Source organism: Lysobacter sp. Root604 (assembly GCF_001427505.1).
In the GTDB taxonomy this organism is placed as follows: Bacteria; Pseudomonadota; Gammaproteobacteria; order Xanthomonadales; family Xanthomonadaceae; genus Lysobacter.
Genome location: NZ_LMGS01000009.1, coordinates 150914 through 168906, shown reverse-complemented (window position 1 = coordinate 168906; position 17993 = coordinate 150914). Strand labels below are relative to the sequence as shown.

General features: G+C 70.0%; 19 protein-coding genes. 12 read left to right on the top strand and 7 right to left on the bottom strand.

Annotation, left to right across the window (positions count from 1 at the left end):
• Positions 1 to 28 precede the first annotated feature (28 nt).
• Complete coding sequence (locus ASD69_RS09145) at positions 29 to 595, top strand: superoxide dismutase family protein (RefSeq protein WP_056177094.1); 567 nt, start codon at positions 29 to 31, stop codon at positions 593 to 595.
• Between the two features lie 102 nt (positions 596 to 697).
• Positions 698 to 1189 carry a GNAT family N-acetyltransferase gene (locus ASD69_RS09140; protein ID WP_056177092.1) on the top strand — a complete coding sequence of 164 codons (492 nt, stop codon included), beginning with the start codon at positions 698 to 700 and terminating at the stop codon, positions 1187 to 1189.
• 21 nt (positions 1190 to 1210) lie between these two features.
• Here the strand turns inward: ASD69_RS09140 and ASD69_RS09135 are convergent, their stop codons facing one another.
• The gene (locus ASD69_RS09135) at positions 1211 to 2125 is read right to left on the bottom strand and encodes a hypothetical protein (RefSeq protein ID WP_056177090.1); all 915 of its coding nucleotides are present in this window, start codon (positions 2123 to 2125) and stop codon (positions 1211 to 1213) included.
• A 137-nt stretch (positions 2126 to 2262) separates the two neighbouring features.
• Here ASD69_RS09135 and ASD69_RS09130 point away from each other — a divergent pair, with 137 nt between their 5' ends.
• The 3 genes from ASD69_RS09130 (at position 2263) to ASD69_RS09120 (ending at position 4853) form a co-directional block, all read left to right on the top strand.
• Positions 2263 to 3540 carry an acetyl-CoA C-acetyltransferase gene (locus tag ASD69_RS09130; RefSeq protein ID WP_056177088.1) on the top strand — a complete coding sequence of 426 codons (1278 nt, stop codon included), beginning with the start codon at positions 2263 to 2265 and terminating at the stop codon, positions 3538 to 3540.
• A 128-nt stretch (positions 3541 to 3668) separates the two neighbouring features.
• Positions 3669 to 4169 carry an O-acetyl-ADP-ribose deacetylase gene (locus ASD69_RS09125; RefSeq protein ID WP_056177085.1) on the top strand — a complete coding sequence of 167 codons (501 nt, stop codon included), beginning with the start codon at positions 3669 to 3671 and terminating at the stop codon, positions 4167 to 4169.
• Positions 4170 to 4292: 123 nt separating this feature from the next.
• On the top strand, positions 4293 to 4853 hold the full coding sequence (locus tag ASD69_RS09120) for a hypothetical protein (RefSeq protein WP_056177084.1): 561 nt from the start codon (positions 4293 to 4295) through the stop codon (positions 4851 to 4853).
• Between the two features lie 51 nt (positions 4854 to 4904).
• On the opposite strand, the gene ASD69_RS09115 is transcribed toward ASD69_RS09120, so the two are convergent.
• From ASD69_RS09115 to ASD69_RS09105, 3 genes are read right to left on the bottom strand one after another with little or no spacing between them, the layout of a single operon-like run.
• A complete protein-coding gene (locus ASD69_RS09115; RefSeq protein ID WP_056177082.1) occupies positions 4905 to 6158 on the bottom strand; it encodes a heme biosynthesis HemY N-terminal domain-containing protein in 1254 nt (417 codons plus the stop codon).
• A 9-nt stretch (positions 6159 to 6167) separates the two neighbouring features.
• On the bottom strand, positions 6168 to 7193 hold the full coding sequence (locus ASD69_RS09110; RefSeq protein WP_082576394.1) for a uroporphyrinogen-III C-methyltransferase: 1026 nt from the start codon (positions 7191 to 7193) through the stop codon (positions 6168 to 6170).
• A gap of 37 nt (positions 7194 to 7230) precedes the next feature.
• A complete protein-coding gene (locus tag ASD69_RS09105; protein WP_235567192.1) occupies positions 7231 to 7968 on the bottom strand; it encodes a uroporphyrinogen-III synthase in 738 nt (245 codons plus the stop codon).
• A 103-nt stretch (positions 7969 to 8071) separates the two neighbouring features.
• On the opposite strand from ASD69_RS09105, the gene ASD69_RS09100 reads away from it, so the two are divergent.
• The 6 genes from ASD69_RS09100 to ASD69_RS09075 all read left to right on the top strand — a co-directional run bounded on the left by ASD69_RS09100 (position 8072) and on the right by ASD69_RS09075 (position 12918).
• The gene (locus tag ASD69_RS09100) at positions 8072 to 8530 is read left to right on the top strand and encodes a YiiD C-terminal domain-containing protein (protein ID WP_056177079.1); all 459 of its coding nucleotides are present in this window, start codon (positions 8072 to 8074) and stop codon (positions 8528 to 8530) included.
• A gap of 73 nt (positions 8531 to 8603) precedes the next feature.
• Entirely contained in the window at positions 8604 to 9020 is a 417-nt protein-coding gene (locus ASD69_RS09095) for a hypothetical protein (RefSeq protein WP_056177076.1), read from the top strand.
• A 100-nt stretch (positions 9021 to 9120) separates the two neighbouring features.
• Entirely contained in the window at positions 9121 to 9558 is a 438-nt protein-coding gene (locus ASD69_RS09090) for a rhodanese-like domain-containing protein (protein WP_157489589.1), read from the top strand.
• Between the two features lie 160 nt (positions 9559 to 9718).
• The gene (gene secB / locus ASD69_RS09085; RefSeq protein WP_056177074.1) at positions 9719 to 10231 is read left to right on the top strand and encodes a protein-export chaperone SecB; all 513 of its coding nucleotides are present in this window, start codon (positions 9719 to 9721) and stop codon (positions 10229 to 10231) included.
• A gap of 25 nt (positions 10232 to 10256) precedes the next feature.
• Positions 10257 to 11300: an NAD(P)H-dependent glycerol-3-phosphate dehydrogenase gene (locus ASD69_RS09080; protein ID WP_056177072.1), complete on the top strand. Its 1044-nt coding sequence runs from the start codon at positions 10257 to 10259 to the stop codon at positions 11298 to 11300.
• 85 nt (positions 11301 to 11385) lie between these two features.
• Positions 11386 to 12918, top strand: coding sequence for a hypothetical protein (locus ASD69_RS09075; RefSeq protein WP_056177070.1), 1533 nt, complete (start codon positions 11386 to 11388; stop codon positions 12916 to 12918).
• 209 nt (positions 12919 to 13127) lie between these two features.
• On the opposite strand, the gene ASD69_RS09070 is transcribed toward ASD69_RS09075, so the two are convergent.
• The 3 genes from ASD69_RS09070 to rtcR form a co-directional block, all read right to left on the bottom strand.
• Positions 13128 to 13730 (bottom strand): outer membrane beta-barrel protein, encoded by a 603-nt coding sequence (locus ASD69_RS09070; protein WP_056177068.1) that lies wholly within the window; start codon positions 13728 to 13730, stop codon positions 13128 to 13130.
• 237 nt (positions 13731 to 13967) lie between these two features.
• Positions 13968 to 14522, bottom strand: coding sequence for an Ax21 family protein (locus ASD69_RS09065; protein WP_056177066.1), 555 nt, complete (start codon positions 14520 to 14522; stop codon positions 13968 to 13970).
• Between the two features lie 311 nt (positions 14523 to 14833).
• The gene (rtcR, locus tag ASD69_RS09060; RefSeq protein WP_056179700.1) at positions 14834 to 16438 is read right to left on the bottom strand and encodes an RNA repair transcriptional activator RtcR; all 1605 of its coding nucleotides are present in this window, start codon (positions 16436 to 16438) and stop codon (positions 14834 to 14836) included.
• 304 nt (positions 16439 to 16742) lie between these two features.
• Between rtcR and ASD69_RS09055 the strand changes: the two genes are divergently transcribed.
• Positions 16743 to 17969 carry an RtcB family protein gene (locus tag ASD69_RS09055; RefSeq protein WP_056177064.1) on the top strand — a complete coding sequence of 409 codons (1227 nt, stop codon included), beginning with the start codon at positions 16743 to 16745 and terminating at the stop codon, positions 17967 to 17969.
• Positions 17970 to 17993 lie beyond the last annotated feature (24 nt).

Sequence of the window (17993 nt, the reverse complement as noted above, 5' to 3'; positions counted from 1 at the left end):
ACGCATTCGATCGAACCCAGGAGTCGTCATGAACACCGCCGCCCGCACCGCCCTGATCGCCGTCACCGCCGTGGTTCTGACCGCCTGCGGGTCGGCGCCGAAGAAGACCGCGCCGCCGGCGCCCAAGCCGGTGTCCACCGCGCAGTCCGGGCAGGCGATCCTGGCCTCGGCCTCGGGCAGTCTGGTCAGCGGCAAGCTGCAGATCGTGCCGACCGCCGACGGCGTGCGCCTGACCGGCGTGATCGGCGGCTTCGCGCCGGGCAGCGTGCATGCGATCCACATCCACGAGAAGGGCGATTGCAGCGCGGTCGACGCCAGCAGCGCGGGCGGCCACTTCAATCCGGGCATGAGCGCGCACGGCAAGGTCGACAGCGGCAGCCACCACGGCGGCGATATGGACAACCTGGTCGCCGATGCCGACGGCGTGGCCAAGGTCGACGCGTACGCGCGCGCCGTGACCCTGGGCGGCGGCGCCGGCAACGACATCGCCGGCCGCGCGGTGGTGGTGCATGCGGCGCCCGACGACTACGTGAGCCAGCCGGCCGGCAACGCCGGCGCGCGCGTGGCTTGCGGCGTGATCTCGGTGTCGCACTGAGTTCGGCGATCGGCGGCGCCGCGCGTCGCCGTCGAGGCATAAGGGCGGCGACGAACCAGCGCCGCCCGCTTATCCTGACCTCCCCCGCCTAGACACGCCGCCATGACCCGCCTGCGCATCCGCGACGCCGAAGCCGCCGACCGCGATCTGATCGCCGACTGGATGATCGCGATGGCCTGGGAAACCGAACACAAGCGACTCGATCCGGACACCGTGCGCGCCGGCGTCGAGGCCGGTCTGGCCGATGGCGCCAAGGCGCGTTACTTCATCGCCATGCGCGAAGTCGAAGTCGCCGGCCGCGAAACCATCGCCGCCGCCGCCGGCACCTTGATGTTCACCCACGAGTGGAGCGACTGGCGCAACGGCGACTGGTGGTGGATCCAGAGCGTCTACGTCGCCCCCGAGCACCGCCGCCAGGGCGTGTACCAGGCCATGCACGGCCACGTCGCCGCGCTGGCGCAGGCCACGCCGGGCGTGATCGGTCTGCGCTTGTACGTCGAACGCACCAACACCGCCGCGCAAAGCACGTATCGTGCGCTGGCCATGGACGATGCGGGTTACGCGATCTTCGAAAGCGAGTTCGGCAAAAGCTGAGCGCGCCGGCTCAGGCGCGCTTCAAAGCTGATCGCGCGCCTGCTCACCGTCTTCGCAATGCACGAAGGTCACCGGCACGCCGTGCGCGCCCAGCACCGCGGCGATCTGGCGCAGGCGCGCCTCGAAATGCTGGTAGCGGCGATTGAGCTGGGCGCGGCAGTCGTCGCTGTCGCAGGGCGCCTCGGGCGCGTAGCGCGCATGCCAGGCCGGCGGCGAGAACATCGCGATCCGCGCTTCGCCGTCGGCGTAGTGGATCAGCGGCTCCGGCGGCGTGTCCAACCACTCCTCGCCGTCGGGCTGCAGCAGCGCGGTTTCCAGGATCGGCCACAGCGGCGCCAGGCCGGCGTGCTCGTACTGCATGGCCATCATCGCGGCCAGGTCGTGCACGGTCAGGTAGCGCGCGTGCTCGACCTGCAGGCCGAACGCCTCCTGCGCGGCCAGGGCGGTGTCGGCGCCGGCCATGCCGCGTTCGAGCAGGCTGGTTTCGAAGGCGTCGCCCACGCGCGCGGCGATGTCGGGGTCGCCGCCGAGCAGGAACGGCACCAGCCGCAGCGGGCCGCCGGCGAAATCGGGCGAGGGCGACAGGGTGCCGGGCAGACGGTCCTCATGGGCGCCGAAGGCCACGATCCGGCCCTCGGCCTCGCGCCGGCCGGGCGCGCGCACGGCCAACTGGTCGAGTTCGTGGTGCAGCGGCCAGCCCGGGCGCAGCACTTCGACCGGGTCGTAATGGGCGCCGACGACGACCAGCTCCAGCGCCGCGGCCTGGGGCGCGAAGCCGGCCAGATCGCGCGCGATCAGGTCGGCCAGCGGCCCGACCTGGGCCTGGGACAGGGCGTGGCGGGCGACGGCGGCGTCGCCCCGGAGCTCCAGCGCAAGCGCCCCGAGCACGTGCAGCGGGGCGGGAGGCGCTTGGCGGTGGCTGGCGTCTGAGGTCATCGTCGGGCTTGGATACGCTGGCGTTTGGTTGCGCGCGGAGGCGGCGCTACACTGCGCCATTATGCCCGCGATGATGTTGCGGGCCGGTCTCCAGCTTCACCCGCCTTCCCGCTGTCCCGCCAACCCGAGGTATCCCGATGCGTCCTGTCCGTCCCGTCGCCGTGCTCGGTGGCGTTCGCATTCCGTTCTGCCGCCAGAACACCGCCTACGCGGACGTCGGCAATCTCGGCATGTCGGTACGGACGCTCGGCGCCCTGGTCGAGAAATTCGGCCTGCACGGCCAGCAGCTGGGCGAGGTCGCGATGGGCGCGGTGATCAAGCACAGCAGCGACTGGAACCTCGGCCGCGAGGCCGCGCTGTCCTCGGGGCTGTCGCCGCTGACGCCGGGCATCACCCTGCAGCGCGCCTGCGGCACCTCGCTGGATTCGATCATCACCGTCGGCAACAAGATCGCCACCGGCCAGATCGAGGTCGGCATCGGCGGCGGTTCCGACACCACTTCCGACGTGCCGATCGTGTACGGCAAGCGCCTGCGCCGCCGTCTGCTCGAGGCCGCGCGCGCCAAGACCACCAAGGACAAGCTGGCCGCGTTCAAGGGTTTCCATCTGCGCGAGCTCAAGCCCGAGTTCCCGGGCGTGGCCGAGCCGCGCACCGGCAAGAGCATGGGCGACCACTGCGAGGACATGGCCAAGGAGTGGAACATCGCGCGCGACTCGCAGGACGAGTGGGCGCTGTCCTCGCACCAGAAGCTGGCCGCGGCCTACGAGCGCGGTTTCTTCGAGGATCTGGTGGTCAGCTTCCGCGGCGTCTCGCGCGACAACAATCTGCGCGCCGACAGCAGCCTGGAAAAGCTGGCCACGCTGAAGCCGGCGTTCGACAAGGTCTCCGGGCGCGGCACCCTGACCGCGGCCAATTCCACCCCGCTCACCGACGGCGCCGCGGCCTGCCTGCTGGCCTCGGAAGAGTGGGCGCGCGCGCACAACCACGAGGTGCTGTGCTACCTGCGCGATTCGCAGGTGGCGGCGGTGGACTTCGTGCACGGCGAAGGCCTGCTGATGGCCCCGACCGTGGCGGTGCCGGAGATGCTCAAGCGCAACGGGCTGACGCTGCAGGACTTCGATTTCTACGAGATCCACGAGGCCTTCGCCGCGCAGGTGCTGTGCACCCTGCGCGCCTGGGAGAGCGAGGACTACTGCAAGAACCGCCTCGGCCTGGACGCGCCGCTGGGCCGCATCGATCCGGCCAAGATCAACCCCAACGGCTCCTCGCTGGCGGCCGGCCATCCGTTCGCGGCCACCGGCGCGCGCATCGTCGCCACCGCCGCCAAGGAGCTCAAGCAGCGCGGCGGCGGCCGTTGCCTGATCTCGATCTGCACCGCCGGCGGCATGGGCGTGGTGGCGATCCTCGAGCGCTGAGCCTCGCCCGCACGCGTCCTGCAACCTGTGGGAGCGGCGTGAGCCGCGATCGGCGCCCGGCGCCCTCGCGACTCGCCCCGCTCCCATCGTGTTAACGGGCATCGAGTTTTTCACCCAGGAGCGCCGGCATGTCCCTCGAAGCGATCCAGGCCAACATCGTCACCCTGGACGTCGACGCCATCGTCAATGCCGCCAACAGCTCGCTGCTGGGCGGAGGCGGCGTCGACGGCGCGATCCATCGCGCCGCCGGTCCCGAACTGGTCGCCGAATGCCGCCTACTCGGCGGCTGCAAGCCCGGCGAGGCCAAGCTCACGCGCGGTTATCGGCTGCCCGCGCGCCATGTGATCCACACCGTCGGCCCGGTCTGGCGCGGCGGCGAGCACGGCGAGGCCGACACCCTGGCCGCGTGCTATCGCAATGCGCTTGCCCTGGCGCAGCGGCACGCGCTGCGCTCGATCGCGTTCCCCTCGATCAGCACCGGCATCTACGGCTATCCGATCGAAGCCGCCGCGCGCGTCGCGATCGCGACGACGACGTTGGCCACGCAGTCGTACCCGCTGCGCGCGATCTTCTGCTGCTACTCGGCCGCGGACCTTGCGGTGTATCGGGATTTGCTCGCGGCCGGCTAGGCAAGCCGCTGCGCGGCCTCTATCCTCGTCGCAGGCACGGCGCGCAGTCATGGGGATGGCGCGCGTCCACCGGCGCGGCCTTGCGAACACGGGCGCGCCGAGTCGCCGGCGACAGGGGATCCGATGACTGCGTTCAATCCGTATGAGGCGCCGAAAGCGCCGCTGTATGTCGCGCCGACGCGGGTCGAGCTGGACGGCGACTGCTGGCGGGAAGGCGCGGTGCTGGTGGTGCGCGCGGAGTGCAAACTGCCGCCGCGCTGCATCAAGTGCAATGCGCCGGCAGTGGAGCCGATCAAGCATCGCGGCTATTACTGGCATACGCCGGCCTGGTACGTGCTGATCCTGTTGAATCTGCTGATCTACGCGGTAGTCGCGGCGATGGTGCGCAAGCACACGCGCGTCAGCGCCGGCCTGTGCGAACGCCACCTGCGCCGGCGCAGGATCGGCCTGGGCATCGCCTGGGCCAGCGTGCCGCTGGGCATGACACTGATGTTCATGGGCGTGGATATGGAGCGCGGCTGGCTGATCCTGGCCGGCGCCCTGCTCATGTTGGGGCTGTTGATCGGCGGCGTGGCCATGGCGCGGATCCTGATGCCCAGCCACATCGGCCCGGTCTATGCGCGCTTCAAAGGCTGCGGCCAGGCGTTCCTGGCGACGCTGCCGACCTACGTCGGCGGCCGCTGAGTCCGCTGCGCGAACGCGCGGCGATCGCCGCGCATCGATGCCTGACGCCGCTCAGCCGCGCAGACGCGGCATGCCGTGTTCGTCGCGTTCCTCGACCACGGCCTCGTCGAAAATCTTCTGGCGCAGGTCGCGTCCCGGCAGCTCGCTCGCGGCCTCGCCACGCGCGGCGCGCAGGGCGTTGGCGTAACTCAGGCGCGCGCGCGCATCGTCGCCGGCGGCGGCGAAACCGTGGCCCAGCTCTTCCCAGGCTTCGCTGTTGGCGCCCTGGGCCAGCGCGCGATGCAGATAGGCCTCGGCCTGCGGCCATTGGCCCTGCGCGCGGGCCAGGCGCGCCAGCGTGACCAGCAGCGCCGGGCTGGCCGGGTGCGCCGACAGCCAGCGCTCGGCGTTGCCGCGGCGCGCGTCGAGGCGGCCGATCGGCAGGCGCCCGTAGAGCGCGGCCAAGGATTCGTCCCAACGCGTGTCCAGCGCCTGTTCCAGGCTCTTGGCCGCGGCTTCTTCCCAGCGCAGCGCGGCGGCGCGTTCGGCGTAGGCGGCGACCGCGGCCGGTTCGCTCTTGAGCGGCTTGGGCAGCGCTTCCCAGCGATCGGCCAGCACGTTGGCGTCGGCGGCTTCGCGCAGCGACGCCTCGGCCCACTGCGCTTCCAGCAGGCTCAGGCGCTCGGCCGGCACGGCTTGTTGCTGGCGCAGCGCACCGAGCAGCCCGTAAGCCTCGCCGGCGCGGCCCAGCGCGGCCAGCGCGCGCGCGCGCAGCAGCAGTCCGCGTGGCGGCAGCGGCTGCGCGGCGGGCGCATCCAGCGCGACCAGGGCCTCGTCGGCGCGATCCTCGGCCAGGGCCAGTTCGGCCGCGGCCAGCGCGCGCGTGGTCGGGTAGCCGGCATTGCTCAGGCTGTCCAGATGCTGCGCGCTGGCGGCGGCGTCGCCGCGCGCGGTCGCGGCCTGGGCGGCGCCGACATGCGCGATCGAGGCGACATCGTCGCTGCGCGCGGCCAGGGCCAGGGACTTTTCCGCGCGCGACCAATGGCCCTGATGCAGCGCATCCAGACCGTCGATCAAGCGCGCGCGCGCCTGCTTCTTGCGATGCCGGCGCACCGCCGCGAACGGCAGCGACAGCACCTTCCAGGCCAGCCACAAGCCGATCAAGGTGGCGCCCGCGATCAGGATCGCCTTCGGGACGTTGGTGGTGTAGTCGTTGCCGCCGTAGCGCACCAGCACGTAGCCGGGGTCCTGCACCAGCAGTTGCGCGACCAGGGCGCCGGCCAGCGCCAACACGATCCAGAACAGCAGATTGCGGAACAGATTCATCCGGGCTCCTCAGCGCGTGGTGCGCAACTGGCGCAGTTGCTGCAGTGTGCTGCCCAGCGTGGGAACCGTCAGTGAAAGCGGCATGGCGGCCAGCGATTTCAGGCTGTCGCGCTGGCGCGTCTGCGCCGCCGAGGCCGGCGCCAGGCGTTGCAGCCAGCCGTCGGCGCGGCTCAGCGCGTTGCGGTAACCGGCATCGTCGCGGCGTTCGGCGGCGGCGCGAGCGAGCGAGATTTCCAGTTGCAGGCCGGCCAATGCGATCGCGCGATCGGCCGGGCGCAGCGCGACCGCGCCGTCGCTGGGCTGGATGTCGACGATGTTGCCGAACGCGCGCTGCCACCACGGCGCACGCGGCGCGGCGGGCTGCGCGTCGCGCACCGGCGCCAGGCTCAGCGTGCGCGCGAACGCGTCCAGCTCGGCCATCGCGCGCACGCGCGGGTCGATGCCCAGCGCGTCCAGCGCGGCGCGCTCCTGCATCAGGGTCTGGCGCAGGCTGAGGTAGGCCGGGTCGTCGATGCCGTCGAGCACGCCGCCGGCCAGCGCATAGGCGCGGCGCGCGCCGGCCAGGTCGCCGGCGATCTGCAGGCGTTGCTGGCCCAGGGTCAGCAGCAGTTCGGTTTCGTCCAGGCGCATGGCCTGGGCGCCGTGGCGATCGGGGTCTGCGAGTTTGGACACGCTGTCTTCGATCAGGCTGGCGCGCGTGCCGATGCCGTGCAATTCGTCGCGCAGCACGCGGTTGGTGGTGTCGGCCTGCTGCAGGCGGCGGTTCTGCGAACGCTGGTCGTTGCGCAGCGCGTTGATGCGCTCGTCCAGCGCGTCCAGGCGCAGGTCGGCGTCGGCGACCGCGGCGCGTTCGCGCGCGGCACTCGCTTGCATTTGTTTCCAGTAGTACCAGCCGCCGGCCGCGAGCAGCACGAGCAACAGCAACCAGAGCCAGGAGTAAGAGGAGCGTCGGGGGGCGGGCGAGGGCGAGGACACGTCGGAGGCGGGCCGGGAGGTGGGGGAGGCCGGGGCGGAAGAATCGGGGGAGGCGCTCATGACACCGCCATGCTACCGGAAGGCCCGTCCCCGCAAGTCATGCGGATCGACGCAACTCGTCCGGCACGGCCGCCAGCAGCTCGCGCGGACGCGGGCCGGCGGCGACCCGGACCCGGGCGAAACCCAGTTCGCGCGCGAGCAGGGCCAGGCGCTGGCTGGCGGCCAGCGCGGTGGCGCCGCGCAGGGCGCGGGCGGCGTCCTCGGGCAGGGTCTCCAGGGCGCGTTGCAGCGCTTCGCCGCTGGACAGGGCCAGCACCGCCGGCGCATCCAGCGCGCGCAGCCGCGCGATCGCGCGCGGCGCGGGCGCGATCGGCACGCGCGCATAGACGTCGGCGCGCAACACCCGCGCACCGCGCGCCTGCAGCTCCGGGGTCAGCAGGCCGCGGCCGCCGGGCGCGGTGATCAGGCCGACCGCGCGGCCGGCCAGCTCGCGGGTGTCGAGCGCGGCGAGCAGGCCTTCGCTGTCCATTCGGCGCGGCACGTGCACGCGCGCGATGCCGGCCCGGCGCAAGGCCGCCGCACTACCGGCGCCGACCGCGAACCACTCGCGCCGGCCGTCGTCGCGCAGCGGCCGCAAGGCGTGCGCGGCGCGTACCGCTTCGGGACTGGTGAACACCGCATAGGGCGCGCTCAGCGCGACCTCGAGGGCGGCGCGCGCGGCCTCGTCGTCGCGCCGGCGCCAACGCCACGGCGACAGGGCGATGAAGTCGGCGCCCAGCCGCGCCGCGCCCCGCCGCAGGGCGGCGTGCGCGCCGCTGGGCCGCAGCGAGATCACGTACCATCGCGGCGGTTGTGGCGGTGTGTGCGGACGCATGCCGGCAGCTTGGCATAGCCGCGCAGGCCGCGGCATCCCGTCCGCCTCCCCCAACGCGTGCCCCATGAGCCTCGAACAAGCCCTGCAACGCCTGCGTCAGCACTACCAATCGATGCCGCCGGTGGCGGCGATGCAGCTCAACGTCGCCGACTACGACGGCCAGCGCCTGCGCCTGCACGCGCCGCTGGCCCAACACGTGAACGACAAGGGCTGCGCCTTCGGCGGCAGCCTGGCCTCGATGATGACCCTGGCCTCCTGGGGGCTGGTCTCGCTGCGCCTGGAACAGGCCGGCCTCGACGCCGACGTTTATGTGGCCGACAGCCAGATCCGCTACCTCGCCCCCCTCTACGCCGACATCGACGTCGACGCCGAGCTCGCCGCCGACGCCGACTGGGACAGCTTCCTGAGCACGCTGCGCGAGCGCGGACGCGCCCGCACCGGCCTGGTGGCGCGCGTGCGCCTGCCCGAAGGCGGGGTCGCGACCGATTTCACCGCCCGCTACGTCGCCATCGCGCGCGGCTGAGGCGCGCGACACAACACCGCGCCCGGAACCGGCTAGCATGTCGGCCGACGCGGTCCCTTGCCGGAGACACCCGATGCGCCTGTTGAAAGTCCTGCTGCTGCTGTGCCTGTGCGCGGTCGCCGGCGGCGCCCTGGCCAGCAAGAAGACCAACGAACTCGAACGCAACCAGTACGCCTGGTCCGGCGCGGTGCGCTGGGGCGAATTCGAACAGGCGCAGAACCTGATCGATCCGATCTACCGCAAGGCCCACCCGGTCACCGCGCTGGAGCTGGAGCGCTACAAGCAGGTCCAGGTGTCGTCCTACCGCGACGTCGGCTCCAGCCTGGACAAGGAACTCGGCCTGGCCGTGCGCGACATCGAGATCGGCGTGATCAACCGCCACACCCAGGCCGAACGCACCGTGCGCTACCGCGAGGAATGGCGCTGGGACCCGATCGCCAAGACCTGGTGGCTGACCTCGGGCCTGCCGGACCTCTGGGACGGCATGTAACCCCGCCCAGGGCCCGTCGCGACGGGCCCGAGCCGGTTTTTTTGCGCCGCCCGCCGCCGTGGGCGACAATCGCGCCCCCATCCGTCGTCCCCGTGATCCTGTGACCTTAGAAGAACTGCTCGCCTTCGGCAGCCGCCACATGTTCCTGTCGATGGGTCTGGTCGGCCTCACCGTCGCCCTGGTCTACACGGAAGGCGCGCGCCTGTTCCGCGGCTACAAGGCCCTGCGTCCGGCCGAGCTGACCGGCCTGATCAACCGCGAGAACGCGCTGGTGGTCGACCTTTCGCCGACCAGCGATTTCGAGAAGGGCCACATCGCCGGCAGCCGTTCGGTCTCGCCCGGCCAGTTCGATCCCGAGAACAAACTGCTGGCCAGCGCCAAGTCGCTGCCGGTGGTCATGGTCTGCCGCAACGGCCAGGCCTCGGCCGATGCCGCCAAGCGCCTGAAGAAGGCCGGCTTCGAGCAGGTCTATTGGCTCGACGGCGGCGTGCAGGCCTGGCAGCAGGCCGATCTGCCGCTGGTCAAGGGCCGCGCCTGATCCTGCCCGGCGGCGGCCGCCGTGCGCGGCCGCCCCTTGCGTGCGGCGCGCGGCGCCCCCACGCCTGAACGCGGGGCGTGGTTCGCACGCATGCCATAATCGGCCTCTTTCCGCGGTTTCGGCCGCATCGTCAAACACTTAACACCGCTGGAGTCATCCGATGTCCGAAGAAAACGTCAACGGCGCCGTCGCGCCGGTCGAAGCCGCCGGTCCGGCGTTCACGGTCGAAAAGATCTACGTGAAGGACGTCTCCTTCGAAGTCCCCGGCGCGCCGGCGGTGTTCAACGAGACCGCGCAGCCGCAGCTGCAGATGAACCTCAACCAGAGCGTGCAGCGCCTCAACGACGCCGCTTTCGAAGTCGTGCTGGGCATCACCCTGACCTGCAGCGCCGGCGACAAGCCGATGTACCTGGTCGAAGTGAAGCAGGCCGGCGTGTTCGGCCTGGCCGGTTTCGACGAGGCCACCCTGGACGGCATGCTGGGCACCCACTGCCCGAACGTGCTGTACCCGTACGCGCGCCAGCTGGTCAGCGACCTGATCCAGTCCGGCGGCTTCCCGCCGTTCTTCCTGCAGCCGATCAACTTCGACGCCCTGTACGCCGAAGGCCTGCGTCAGCGCGCCTCGCAGCAGGCCGGCGGTCTGGCCGACGCGGAGACCGCGGGCAACGCCTGAGGGCCGCCCGCGATCGGACCACGGCATGGACACGGACGCGACTTCCGGTGATGCCTCGCCGCGCGTGGCGGTGTTGGGCGCGGGCTCCTGGGGCACCGCGCTCGCCGCCCTGATCGCGCGGCACGGTCATCCGACCGTGCTGTGGGGCCGCGACGCCGACGGCGTCGCGGCGATCGAGTCGCAACACGAGAACCCGCGTTACCTGCCGGGCATCGCCCTGCCGGAATCGCTGCGCGCGACCGCCGACATGGCGGCCGCGCTCGCCGGCGCCGATCTGGTGCTGGTGGTGGTGCCCTCGCACGCCTTCGCCGAAACCTTGCGCTCGCTCGCGCCGCATCGGCCCGCGCACGCGGGAGTGGCCTGGGCGACCAAGGGTTTCGAACCCGGCAGCGGCCGCTTCCTGCATGAAGTCGCGGCCGAAGTGCTGGGCGACGACGTGCCGCTGGCTGTGGTCACCGGCCCGTCCTTCGCCAAGGAAGTCGCGCAAGGCCTGCCAACCGCGCTGACCGTGCATTCCGACGACGCCGCGTTCGCGCGCGCGGTCGCCGGCGTGCTGCACGGCCCGAGCTTCCGCGCCTATACCGGCGACGACATGCTCGGCGCCGAACTCGGCGGTGCGATGAAGAACGTGCTTGCGGTCGCCACCGGCGTCGCCGACGGCATGCAGCTGGGCCTCAACGCGCGCGCCGGCCTGATCACCCGCGGCCTCAACGAGATGCTGCGCCTCAACCACGCCATCGGCGGCCAGCCGGAAACCCTGATGGGCCTGGCCGGTCTCGGCGATCTGGTCTTGACCTGCACCGGCGACCTCTCGCGCAATCGCCGTCTCGGCCTGGCGCTGGGCCGCGGTCAGAGCATCGAAGCGGCCGTGCGCGAGATCGGCCAGGTGGTCGAGTCGGTGCAGACCGCCGACGAAGTCATGCGCCAGGCCGAACGCCACGGCATCGAACTGCCGATCTCCAGCGCGGTCCAGGCCGTGTTGCACGGCAAGATCACGCCCGCCGACGGCCTGCGTCAGCTGCTCGCGCGCGAACAGAAGCCCGAGTACCCGCACGAACTGTTCGGCTGAGTCCGGCGCCGCACGGTCGCCCATCTTGGCCTGAGCCCCGCTCGAGGCCACACTAGCGCGCCCTCCCCGTCGAAACGGACTTCCGATGCGCGCGCTACTCGCGGCCCTGCCGCTGCTGCTGTGTTTCTCCGCGCCCGCCTGGGCCGCCGTACCGCCCTGCGGCGAGTACCAACCCGACGACGAATACGCCCCGCTGCTCAACTTCGCCGGCAACAGCGTGAGCGCACGCGACCGCCAGGGCTTTCTCAGCACCAACGCCTGGCGCTATCGCATCGACGGCGACACCTTGTTGATGCGTCACGCCGACAGCCCGCTGCTCGACGTCTACCGCATCGAGGCCGGCGGCGAGCGGCTGGTGCTGCAACCCGACCGCATGCGCAGCCAGGCGCTGACCTATCGCCGCAGCGCGCCCGCGGTCTGCGTCCCCACGTTGGGCGCGGGTGTCGCCAACGCGCCGCAGGGCACGCCCGAAGCCGATCAGGATCGTCTGGCCTGCGCCGCCGGCGACATCCAGGCCTGCGTCGGCGAACTCGCCTACGACCGCGAAATGCCGACCGAACAGCGCGCCCAGCGCTTGCAGGCGTATTGCCGACAAGAGGCCAGCCCCTACGCCTGCGAAGAGTGGGTCAAGGCGCTCGCCCCCAAGGACCCGAACGCACCGCTGTACCTGTTCCGCACCGCGGCGGTATCGGCGCCGGAACTGGCCGCCCTGCGCGCCGGCTGCCGCGAAGCGCGCTCGGCCAAGGCCTGCACCGCGTTGGCCGAACAGGACTGGATCGCCGGCCGCTACGCCAGCGCGCGCGACACCTTGGCCAGCGCCTGCGAATGGCGGCTGGACGCTCAGGCCTGCGAGCACGTCCAGGGCTTGAAGGTGATCGAGCTCAGCGACGCGCCCGCGCGCCGCAAGCCGCAACAGCCCTGCGGCACCTACGCCAGCGGCGCCGGCGGATTGTTCGATGTCTTCCGCTTCGGCGACGACCGCGCGGTGGCCGCCTCCAGCGATGGCGAAGCGACCATGCGCTATCGCCTGCGCGAGGACCAGGTGCTGGTGCGCCACGACAAGGGCGACGACTTCGTGCTGCGTTGGCTGGGCGACGATACCCTGGTCGGCATGGACGACTGGACCCGATTCACCGTCTATTTGCGCGGCATGCCCGAGACCTGCGCGGCGGTGCCGCTGCCGATCGCCAGCGACCAGATCATCGAACAGCCCTACCGCGTCGACCACTGCGCGCTCGCCGCCGGCGCCAGCGTCGAGGCCTGCTGCGCGAGCGGCTCGATGTCGGCCTGCATGGGCGCCGGCCATACCGCCGCGCTCGGCGGCGATTGGGCGCGCGCGGCCGGCTACTACGACCGGGTCTGCGCGATGCACGTGCGCGAAGGCTGCGGCAACGTGGTCGAGGCCTATCACAACAGCGGCGACGACAAGCTGCTGGCCGGTATCCGCAAGGTCTGCAAGAACGAGCCGCGTTCGGTCGCCTGCGAGGAACTGGAACTGGCCAGCGCCGCGGCGATGAATCGCAAGCAGATGGAGCGCGAACTCGAGCAATCGCTGCGCGAGGTGCTGGAACGGATTCCGGCGGAAGCGCCCGAGACGGAGCCCAGCGCGGAAGAGTGAGCCGGGCCGGCAATCGGGCGCGCGGCGCGCTCAAGCGCGGCATCGCGTTGCCGCGGTCCGCCGCGTTTGGCAGGGTTGCGCGGCGATGCGGTTCGCTTTCGGCTCACCGCATCCTACGGGGCTGCCGGGGCGTCTACGCATCGATCGAACGCGCAAAGAAAAAGCCCGGCAAGCCGGGCTTTCTCTTATCGTTCGACCGCTTCGATGGATCAGAAGCTGGCGCGAGCGCCGATCATGTACTGGGTGGTGTCTTCGACGAACTCGACCTCGGCCACGATGCCCCAGGTCTGGTTGAACTTGTACTGGCCGCCCAGCGTGCCGACGAAGTTGCCGTCGAAGTCGCCGCCGTCGATGTAGCCGGCCTTGACCCAGCCTTCCAGGTTGTCGGTCATCTCGCCGCGGATACCCAGGTTGAGCTTGCCGCCCTTGCCTTCGCCGCTGCTGTTCTCGACCGAGATTTCCTGACGCAGGTACGACAGCTCGGCGATGAAGTCGGCGCGGTCGCTGATGTCGGCGTGGTAGCCGAAACCGATTTCGGCGCTTTCGAAGTCGGTGTCGAAGGTGCCGGGGATGCCGTTGACGCGGACATCGTCCTGGGTCTTGCTGTAGTGGCCGAAGACGGTGAAGTTTTCGCCCAGCTCGACCGAACCGCGGATGTAGCCGCCGTCCAGCTCGGGATCGAAGCCGGCGACGCCGGTGTCGACGTCAACGCGGGTGTAGCCGCCTTCGACGTAGGAATAGCTCAGGCCCTCGGCCGAGGCGACGAACGGGGCAGTGGCCAGCAGCGCTGCCAGCACGAGTTGCTTCTTCATGAATTCTCAATCCTGATGTTTGGTTTGCGTCCATGCCGCATTGCGGCGGGGCGCACGATAACGAAACATTCACATCGCCACAACTGCCAAAAGCGACACAAATTCCGTGTGACCGCCTCCAGGCTGGGGTTAAACCGGTTCGGCGCAAAAAAAATGAGCCCGGCCGGGGCCGGGCTCGATCGCGACGTTCGGGGGAGAGAGAGAAATCGCGATTGCTGCGGGGTAACGCGCTCGCGCTTAGAAGCTGATGCGCGGGCCAACGAAGAACTGGGTGTCGCCGTCGACGAACTTGACGTCGCCGTTCACGCCCCAGGTGTCGTTGAACTTGACCAGAGCGCCGACGCGGCCGTAGAACTCGCCGTCCGACTTCTCGTAGTCCTCGTAACCGGCCAGCGCATAACCCTGGATGTTCGGGGTCAGGGTGCCGTTGACGCCGGCTTCGACGCTGTAGCCGTTGAAGTCCAGACCCTGGCCGGCGTCGAACTTCTCGTAGGCCACGCGGGTCAGCAGGTCCACGCGCGAGTTCAGCTCGTGGTTGTAGCCCAGGCCGACACGCCACTGGTCGAAGTCGACATTGGTGTTGTCGATCTCCTGCTTGCTGTAGCCGCCGAAGATGTGGAAGTTGTCGGCGATCGCGCCCGAGCCGTTCAGGGCCCAGCCGTCGGCGTCGCCGCCATCGGTGTTGGTCTTGGCGTAGCCGCCTTCGACGTAGTTGTAGGACACGCCCTCGGCCGCGGAGGCGGCGAACGGCAGGGCGGCGAGCAGGGTCAGGGCAAGCAAAGTGCGCTTCATAAAGGTCTCAGCCTCTTATTGGGTGTTGTGCGTCCGAATCGCGGCGCCTCGGGGTGGGGCGGCTCTTGTGATTCGGATGTGGCGCAGTATCCAAGCGGCGATTCAATCGAAGCTGAATTTTGTACTTGAAAGTTTAGGAACTCTGCGGTTCGTGCACGGTCGCGCCGAAAGTCATGCCTGTTAAATACTTGTAAACAAAGGATTTACAGCGAATTTGCCGAACAAAACGGCGAATGAATGCGCGCTGGCAACGTTTACAGACGGCGTCGAAAGGCACCGGATATGCGCAGGTTTTCCGGGTCTGGATCGTGTCAGGCGGGGTCGACGGCGGCCTCGCGCAGCTGTTCCCAATCCAGCCCGTAGCGCGCCAGGTATTTGCGCAGGCGGTCGGCGTCGTTGGTGCTGGCGCGCTGGCTGCGCGAGACCGCGAACAGCTCGCGCCCGGCCTGCGACAGCGACTTCGCGCGCGCGCACACGCGCGCCACGTCTTCCAGTTGCACGCGGTCGAAACGGTCCAGCGCGTCCCAGCGTTCGCCCAGCAGGGCCTGCAGCGGCGACAGCGGCTGGCCCGAGCGCCACTGACGGCGCAGGCGTTCGATCTCCTCTTCGACCTGGGCGGTCTGGATGCGCCCGGCGTTGGCCAGGGTCGCCATGCGCATCACCGAGGCGCCCAGGTCGCGGAAGTTGCCGCTCCAGACGGCCTCGGCGCTGGTGGCGTAGCGCAGGTAGCGCTCGCGCGCCTCGCGGTTGAAGGTCACGCGCTGGTGCTGCTCGCGCGACCAGCGTTCGAGTTCGAAGTCCAGATTCGGCTCGATGTCCTCGGCGCGCTCGGCCAGGCCGGGCAGGCGGTAGGTCCACAGGTTCAGGCGCGCCAGCAGGTCGTCGCGGAAGCGGCCCTGCTGCACCGCCTCGTGCAGATCGCGGTTGGTGCCGGCGATCAGCTGGAAGTCGCTTTCGACCTCCTTGTCGCTGCCCACCGGCAGGAAGCGCTTCTCTTCCAGCGCGCGCAGCAGCATCGCCTGTTCGTCCAGGCCCAGCTCGCCGATCTCGTCCAGGAACAGCAGGCCGCGATGGGCCGAGCGCAGCAGGCCGGCGCGGTCGCCGGCCGCGCCGGTGTAGGCGCCTTTGACATGGCCGAACAGCGAACTCATGGCGCCGTCGCCGCGCAGGGTCGCGCAGTTGACCTCGACGAACTGGCCGAGCAGCTGGTGCTTGAGCTTCTTCAGTTCGAACACGCGCTTGGCCAGCTGGCTCTTGCCGGCGCCGGTCGGGCCCATCAGCAGCATCGGCGCGCGCGAGCGCGTGGCCACCGTTTCGATCTGCTCGATCATGCGGTTGAAGGCGGCGTTGCGGGTGGCGATGCCGCTCTTGAGCAGGTCGCGATCGTGCAGCTGCTGTTGCTGAAAGCGTTGCGCGATCAGGTCGTAGCGCGACAGGTCCAGGTCGATCACCGCGTAGGTGCCCGGATCGGCGCCGCCCTGCTTGCGCGGCGGCGAGGTCTGCAGCAGGCGGCCCGGGAAGTGCCGGCTCTCGGTCAGCAGGAACCAGCAGATCTGGCTGACATGGGTGCCGGTGGTGATGTGGACGTAGTAGTCCTCTTCCTCCGGCTTGAACTCGTAGCCGGCCAGGAAGTCGTGCAGCGCCGCGTACACGCCCTCGAAATCCCAGGGGTCGGCCAGATAAGTGTCGTGGATGCGGACTTGCGTCTCCGGCGAGGCCTGGCCCAGGTCCTCGCGCACGGTCGCGGCGAGCTTGCCGTAGCGGCGCTGGTCCAGCAGCAGTTCCAGGCGATCGAGCAGGAAGTCCTGGTGCATGCCCAGCGACACCGTCGGCCGCCATTTCTCCCAGCGCCCGGGCCCGGTGCCGCTGTCCAGCGTGGTGCCGAGCATGCCGATCACGACCTGACGCTTGCGCATATCCATTCCTATAAGAGGCGCGCTGAGAATATACGAAATTCAGATAACTACCGAGCTCCATTCGCCCATATATCAAAAATAGTCCTTCAATATCAATTGGATATAGCTTCGTCGCGAAGTTGGCACGGCGATTGCTCTGGTACGTAGGCGCCCGGCGGTTTTCGGCGGGTGCGAGCAGGCAGCGGCGCCTGGCTGGCAATGGGGCCAGCCGGGCCGGCAGCAACGGCGCGCCAAGGCGGCGGCCACCGGCCCGGCGCCACGGCGCGGGCCCGACGCGGTACCACCAACGAATAGAGTGAAGGTCATGAGCACCCAGAATTACGACGTCATCCAGGAGCCCGGCTCCGCCCCGATCAAGCTGTGGACCCGCGGCGTGCCGCTGGAGGACGAGGCGCGCCAGCAGTTGCAGAACATCGCCAAGCTGCCCTTCATCCACCGCTGGATCGCGGTGATGCCGGACGTGCATCTGGGCAAGGGCGCGACCGTGGGCTCGGTGGTGCCGACCATCGGCGCGATCGTGCCGGCCGCGGTCGGCGTCGACATCGGCTGCGGCATGATCGCCGCGCGCACCAGCCTGACCGCGAGCGACCTGCCGGACGATCTGGCCGGGCTGCGCAGCGCGATCGAGCGCGCGGTGCCGCACGGCCGCACCACCGGCCGCGGCGTGCGCGACAAGGGCGCCTGGCAGAACCCGCCCGAGCGCGCGATCGAGGGCTGGTCGCAGCTGGTCGCCGATTTCCAGCGCATCTGCGAGCGCCACCCGCGCCTGAAGAACACCAACAACCTCAACCATCTGGGAACGCTGGGCACCGGCAACCATTTCGTCGAGGTCTGCCTGGACGAGGAGCAGCGCGTATGGTTCATGCTGCACTCCGGCTCGCGCGGCGTCGGCAACGCGATCGGCACCCACTTCATCGAGCTGGCCAAGCAGGACATGCGCCGCTGGATGATCAACCTGCCCGATCAGGACCTGGCGTACCTGCCCGAGGGCAGCGAGCATTACGCCGACTACGTGTTCGCGGTCGACTGGGCGCAGCGTTATGCGCGCATCAATCGCGAGATCATGATGCAGCACGTGGTCGCGGCCGCGCGTGGGGTGATCGCCAAGCCTTTCGAGGCCGCGGCCGAGGCGGTGAACTGCCATCACAACTACGTCAATCGCGAGCAGCACTTCGGCAAGGACGTGTTCGTGACCCGCAAGGGCGCGGTGAGCGCGCGCAAGGGCGAGTTGGGCATCATCCCCGGCAGCATGGGCGCGAAGAGCTTCATCGTGCGCGGCCTGGGCAATGCCGACAGCTTCCATAGCTGCAGCCATGGCGCGGGCCGGGTGATGAGCCGTACCCAGGCGCGCAAGCTGATCAGCGTGGCCGACCACGTCAAGGCCACCGCGCACGTGGAATGCCGCAAGGACGCGGAGGTGGTCGACGAGTCGCCGGCCGCGTACAAGCCGATCGAAGCCGTGATGGCCGCGCAGAGCGACCTGGTCGAGATCGTGCATACGCTGCGTCAGGTGGTGTGCGTCAAGGGTTGAGCGCGTCGCCGGTTGCGGCGCGGC

Excerpts from the sequence above, each read along its gene's own strand:
- ASD69_RS09145 (WP_056177094.1), top strand. The coding sequence starts at position 29 with ATGAACACCGCCGCCCGCACCGCCCTGATCGCCGTCACCGCCGTGGTT.
- ASD69_RS09140 (WP_056177092.1), top strand. The coding sequence starts at position 698 with ATGACCCGCCTGCGCATCCGCGACGCCGAAGCCGCCGACCGCGATCTG.
- ASD69_RS09135 (WP_056177090.1), bottom strand. The coding sequence starts at position 2,125 with ATGACCTCAGACGCCAGCCACCGCCAAGCGCCTCCCGCCCCGCTGCAC.
- ASD69_RS09130 (WP_056177088.1), top strand. The coding sequence starts at position 2,263 with ATGCGTCCTGTCCGTCCCGTCGCCGTGCTCGGTGGCGTTCGCATTCCG.
- ASD69_RS09125 (WP_056177085.1), top strand. The coding sequence starts at position 3,669 with ATGTCCCTCGAAGCGATCCAGGCCAACATCGTCACCCTGGACGTCGAC.
- ASD69_RS09120 (WP_056177084.1), top strand. The coding sequence starts at position 4,293 with ATGACTGCGTTCAATCCGTATGAGGCGCCGAAAGCGCCGCTGTATGTC.
- ASD69_RS09115 (WP_056177082.1), bottom strand. The coding sequence starts at position 6,158 with ATGAATCTGTTCCGCAATCTGCTGTTCTGGATCGTGTTGGCGCTGGCC.
- ASD69_RS09110 (WP_082576394.1), bottom strand. The coding sequence starts at position 7,193 with ATGAGCGCCTCCCCCGATTCTTCCGCCCCGGCCTCCCCCACCTCCCGG.
- ASD69_RS09100 (WP_056177079.1), top strand. The coding sequence starts at position 8,072 with ATGAGCCTCGAACAAGCCCTGCAACGCCTGCGTCAGCACTACCAATCG.
- ASD69_RS09095 (WP_056177076.1), top strand. The coding sequence starts at position 8,604 with ATGCGCCTGTTGAAAGTCCTGCTGCTGCTGTGCCTGTGCGCGGTCGCC.
- secB (WP_056177074.1), top strand. The coding sequence starts at position 9,719 with ATGTCCGAAGAAAACGTCAACGGCGCCGTCGCGCCGGTCGAAGCCGCC.
- ASD69_RS09080 (WP_056177072.1), top strand. The coding sequence starts at position 10,257 with ATGGACACGGACGCGACTTCCGGTGATGCCTCGCCGCGCGTGGCGGTG.
- ASD69_RS09075 (WP_056177070.1), top strand. The coding sequence starts at position 11,386 with ATGCGCGCGCTACTCGCGGCCCTGCCGCTGCTGCTGTGTTTCTCCGCG.
- ASD69_RS09070 (WP_056177068.1), bottom strand. The coding sequence starts at position 13,730 with ATGAAGAAGCAACTCGTGCTGGCAGCGCTGCTGGCCACTGCCCCGTTC.
- ASD69_RS09065 (WP_056177066.1), bottom strand. The coding sequence starts at position 14,522 with ATGAAGCGCACTTTGCTTGCCCTGACCCTGCTCGCCGCCCTGCCGTTC.
- rtcR (WP_056179700.1), bottom strand. The coding sequence starts at position 16,438 with ATGCGCAAGCGTCAGGTCGTGATCGGCATGCTCGGCACCACGCTGGAC.
- ASD69_RS09055 (WP_056177064.1), top strand. The coding sequence starts at position 16,743 with ATGAGCACCCAGAATTACGACGTCATCCAGGAGCCCGGCTCCGCCCCG.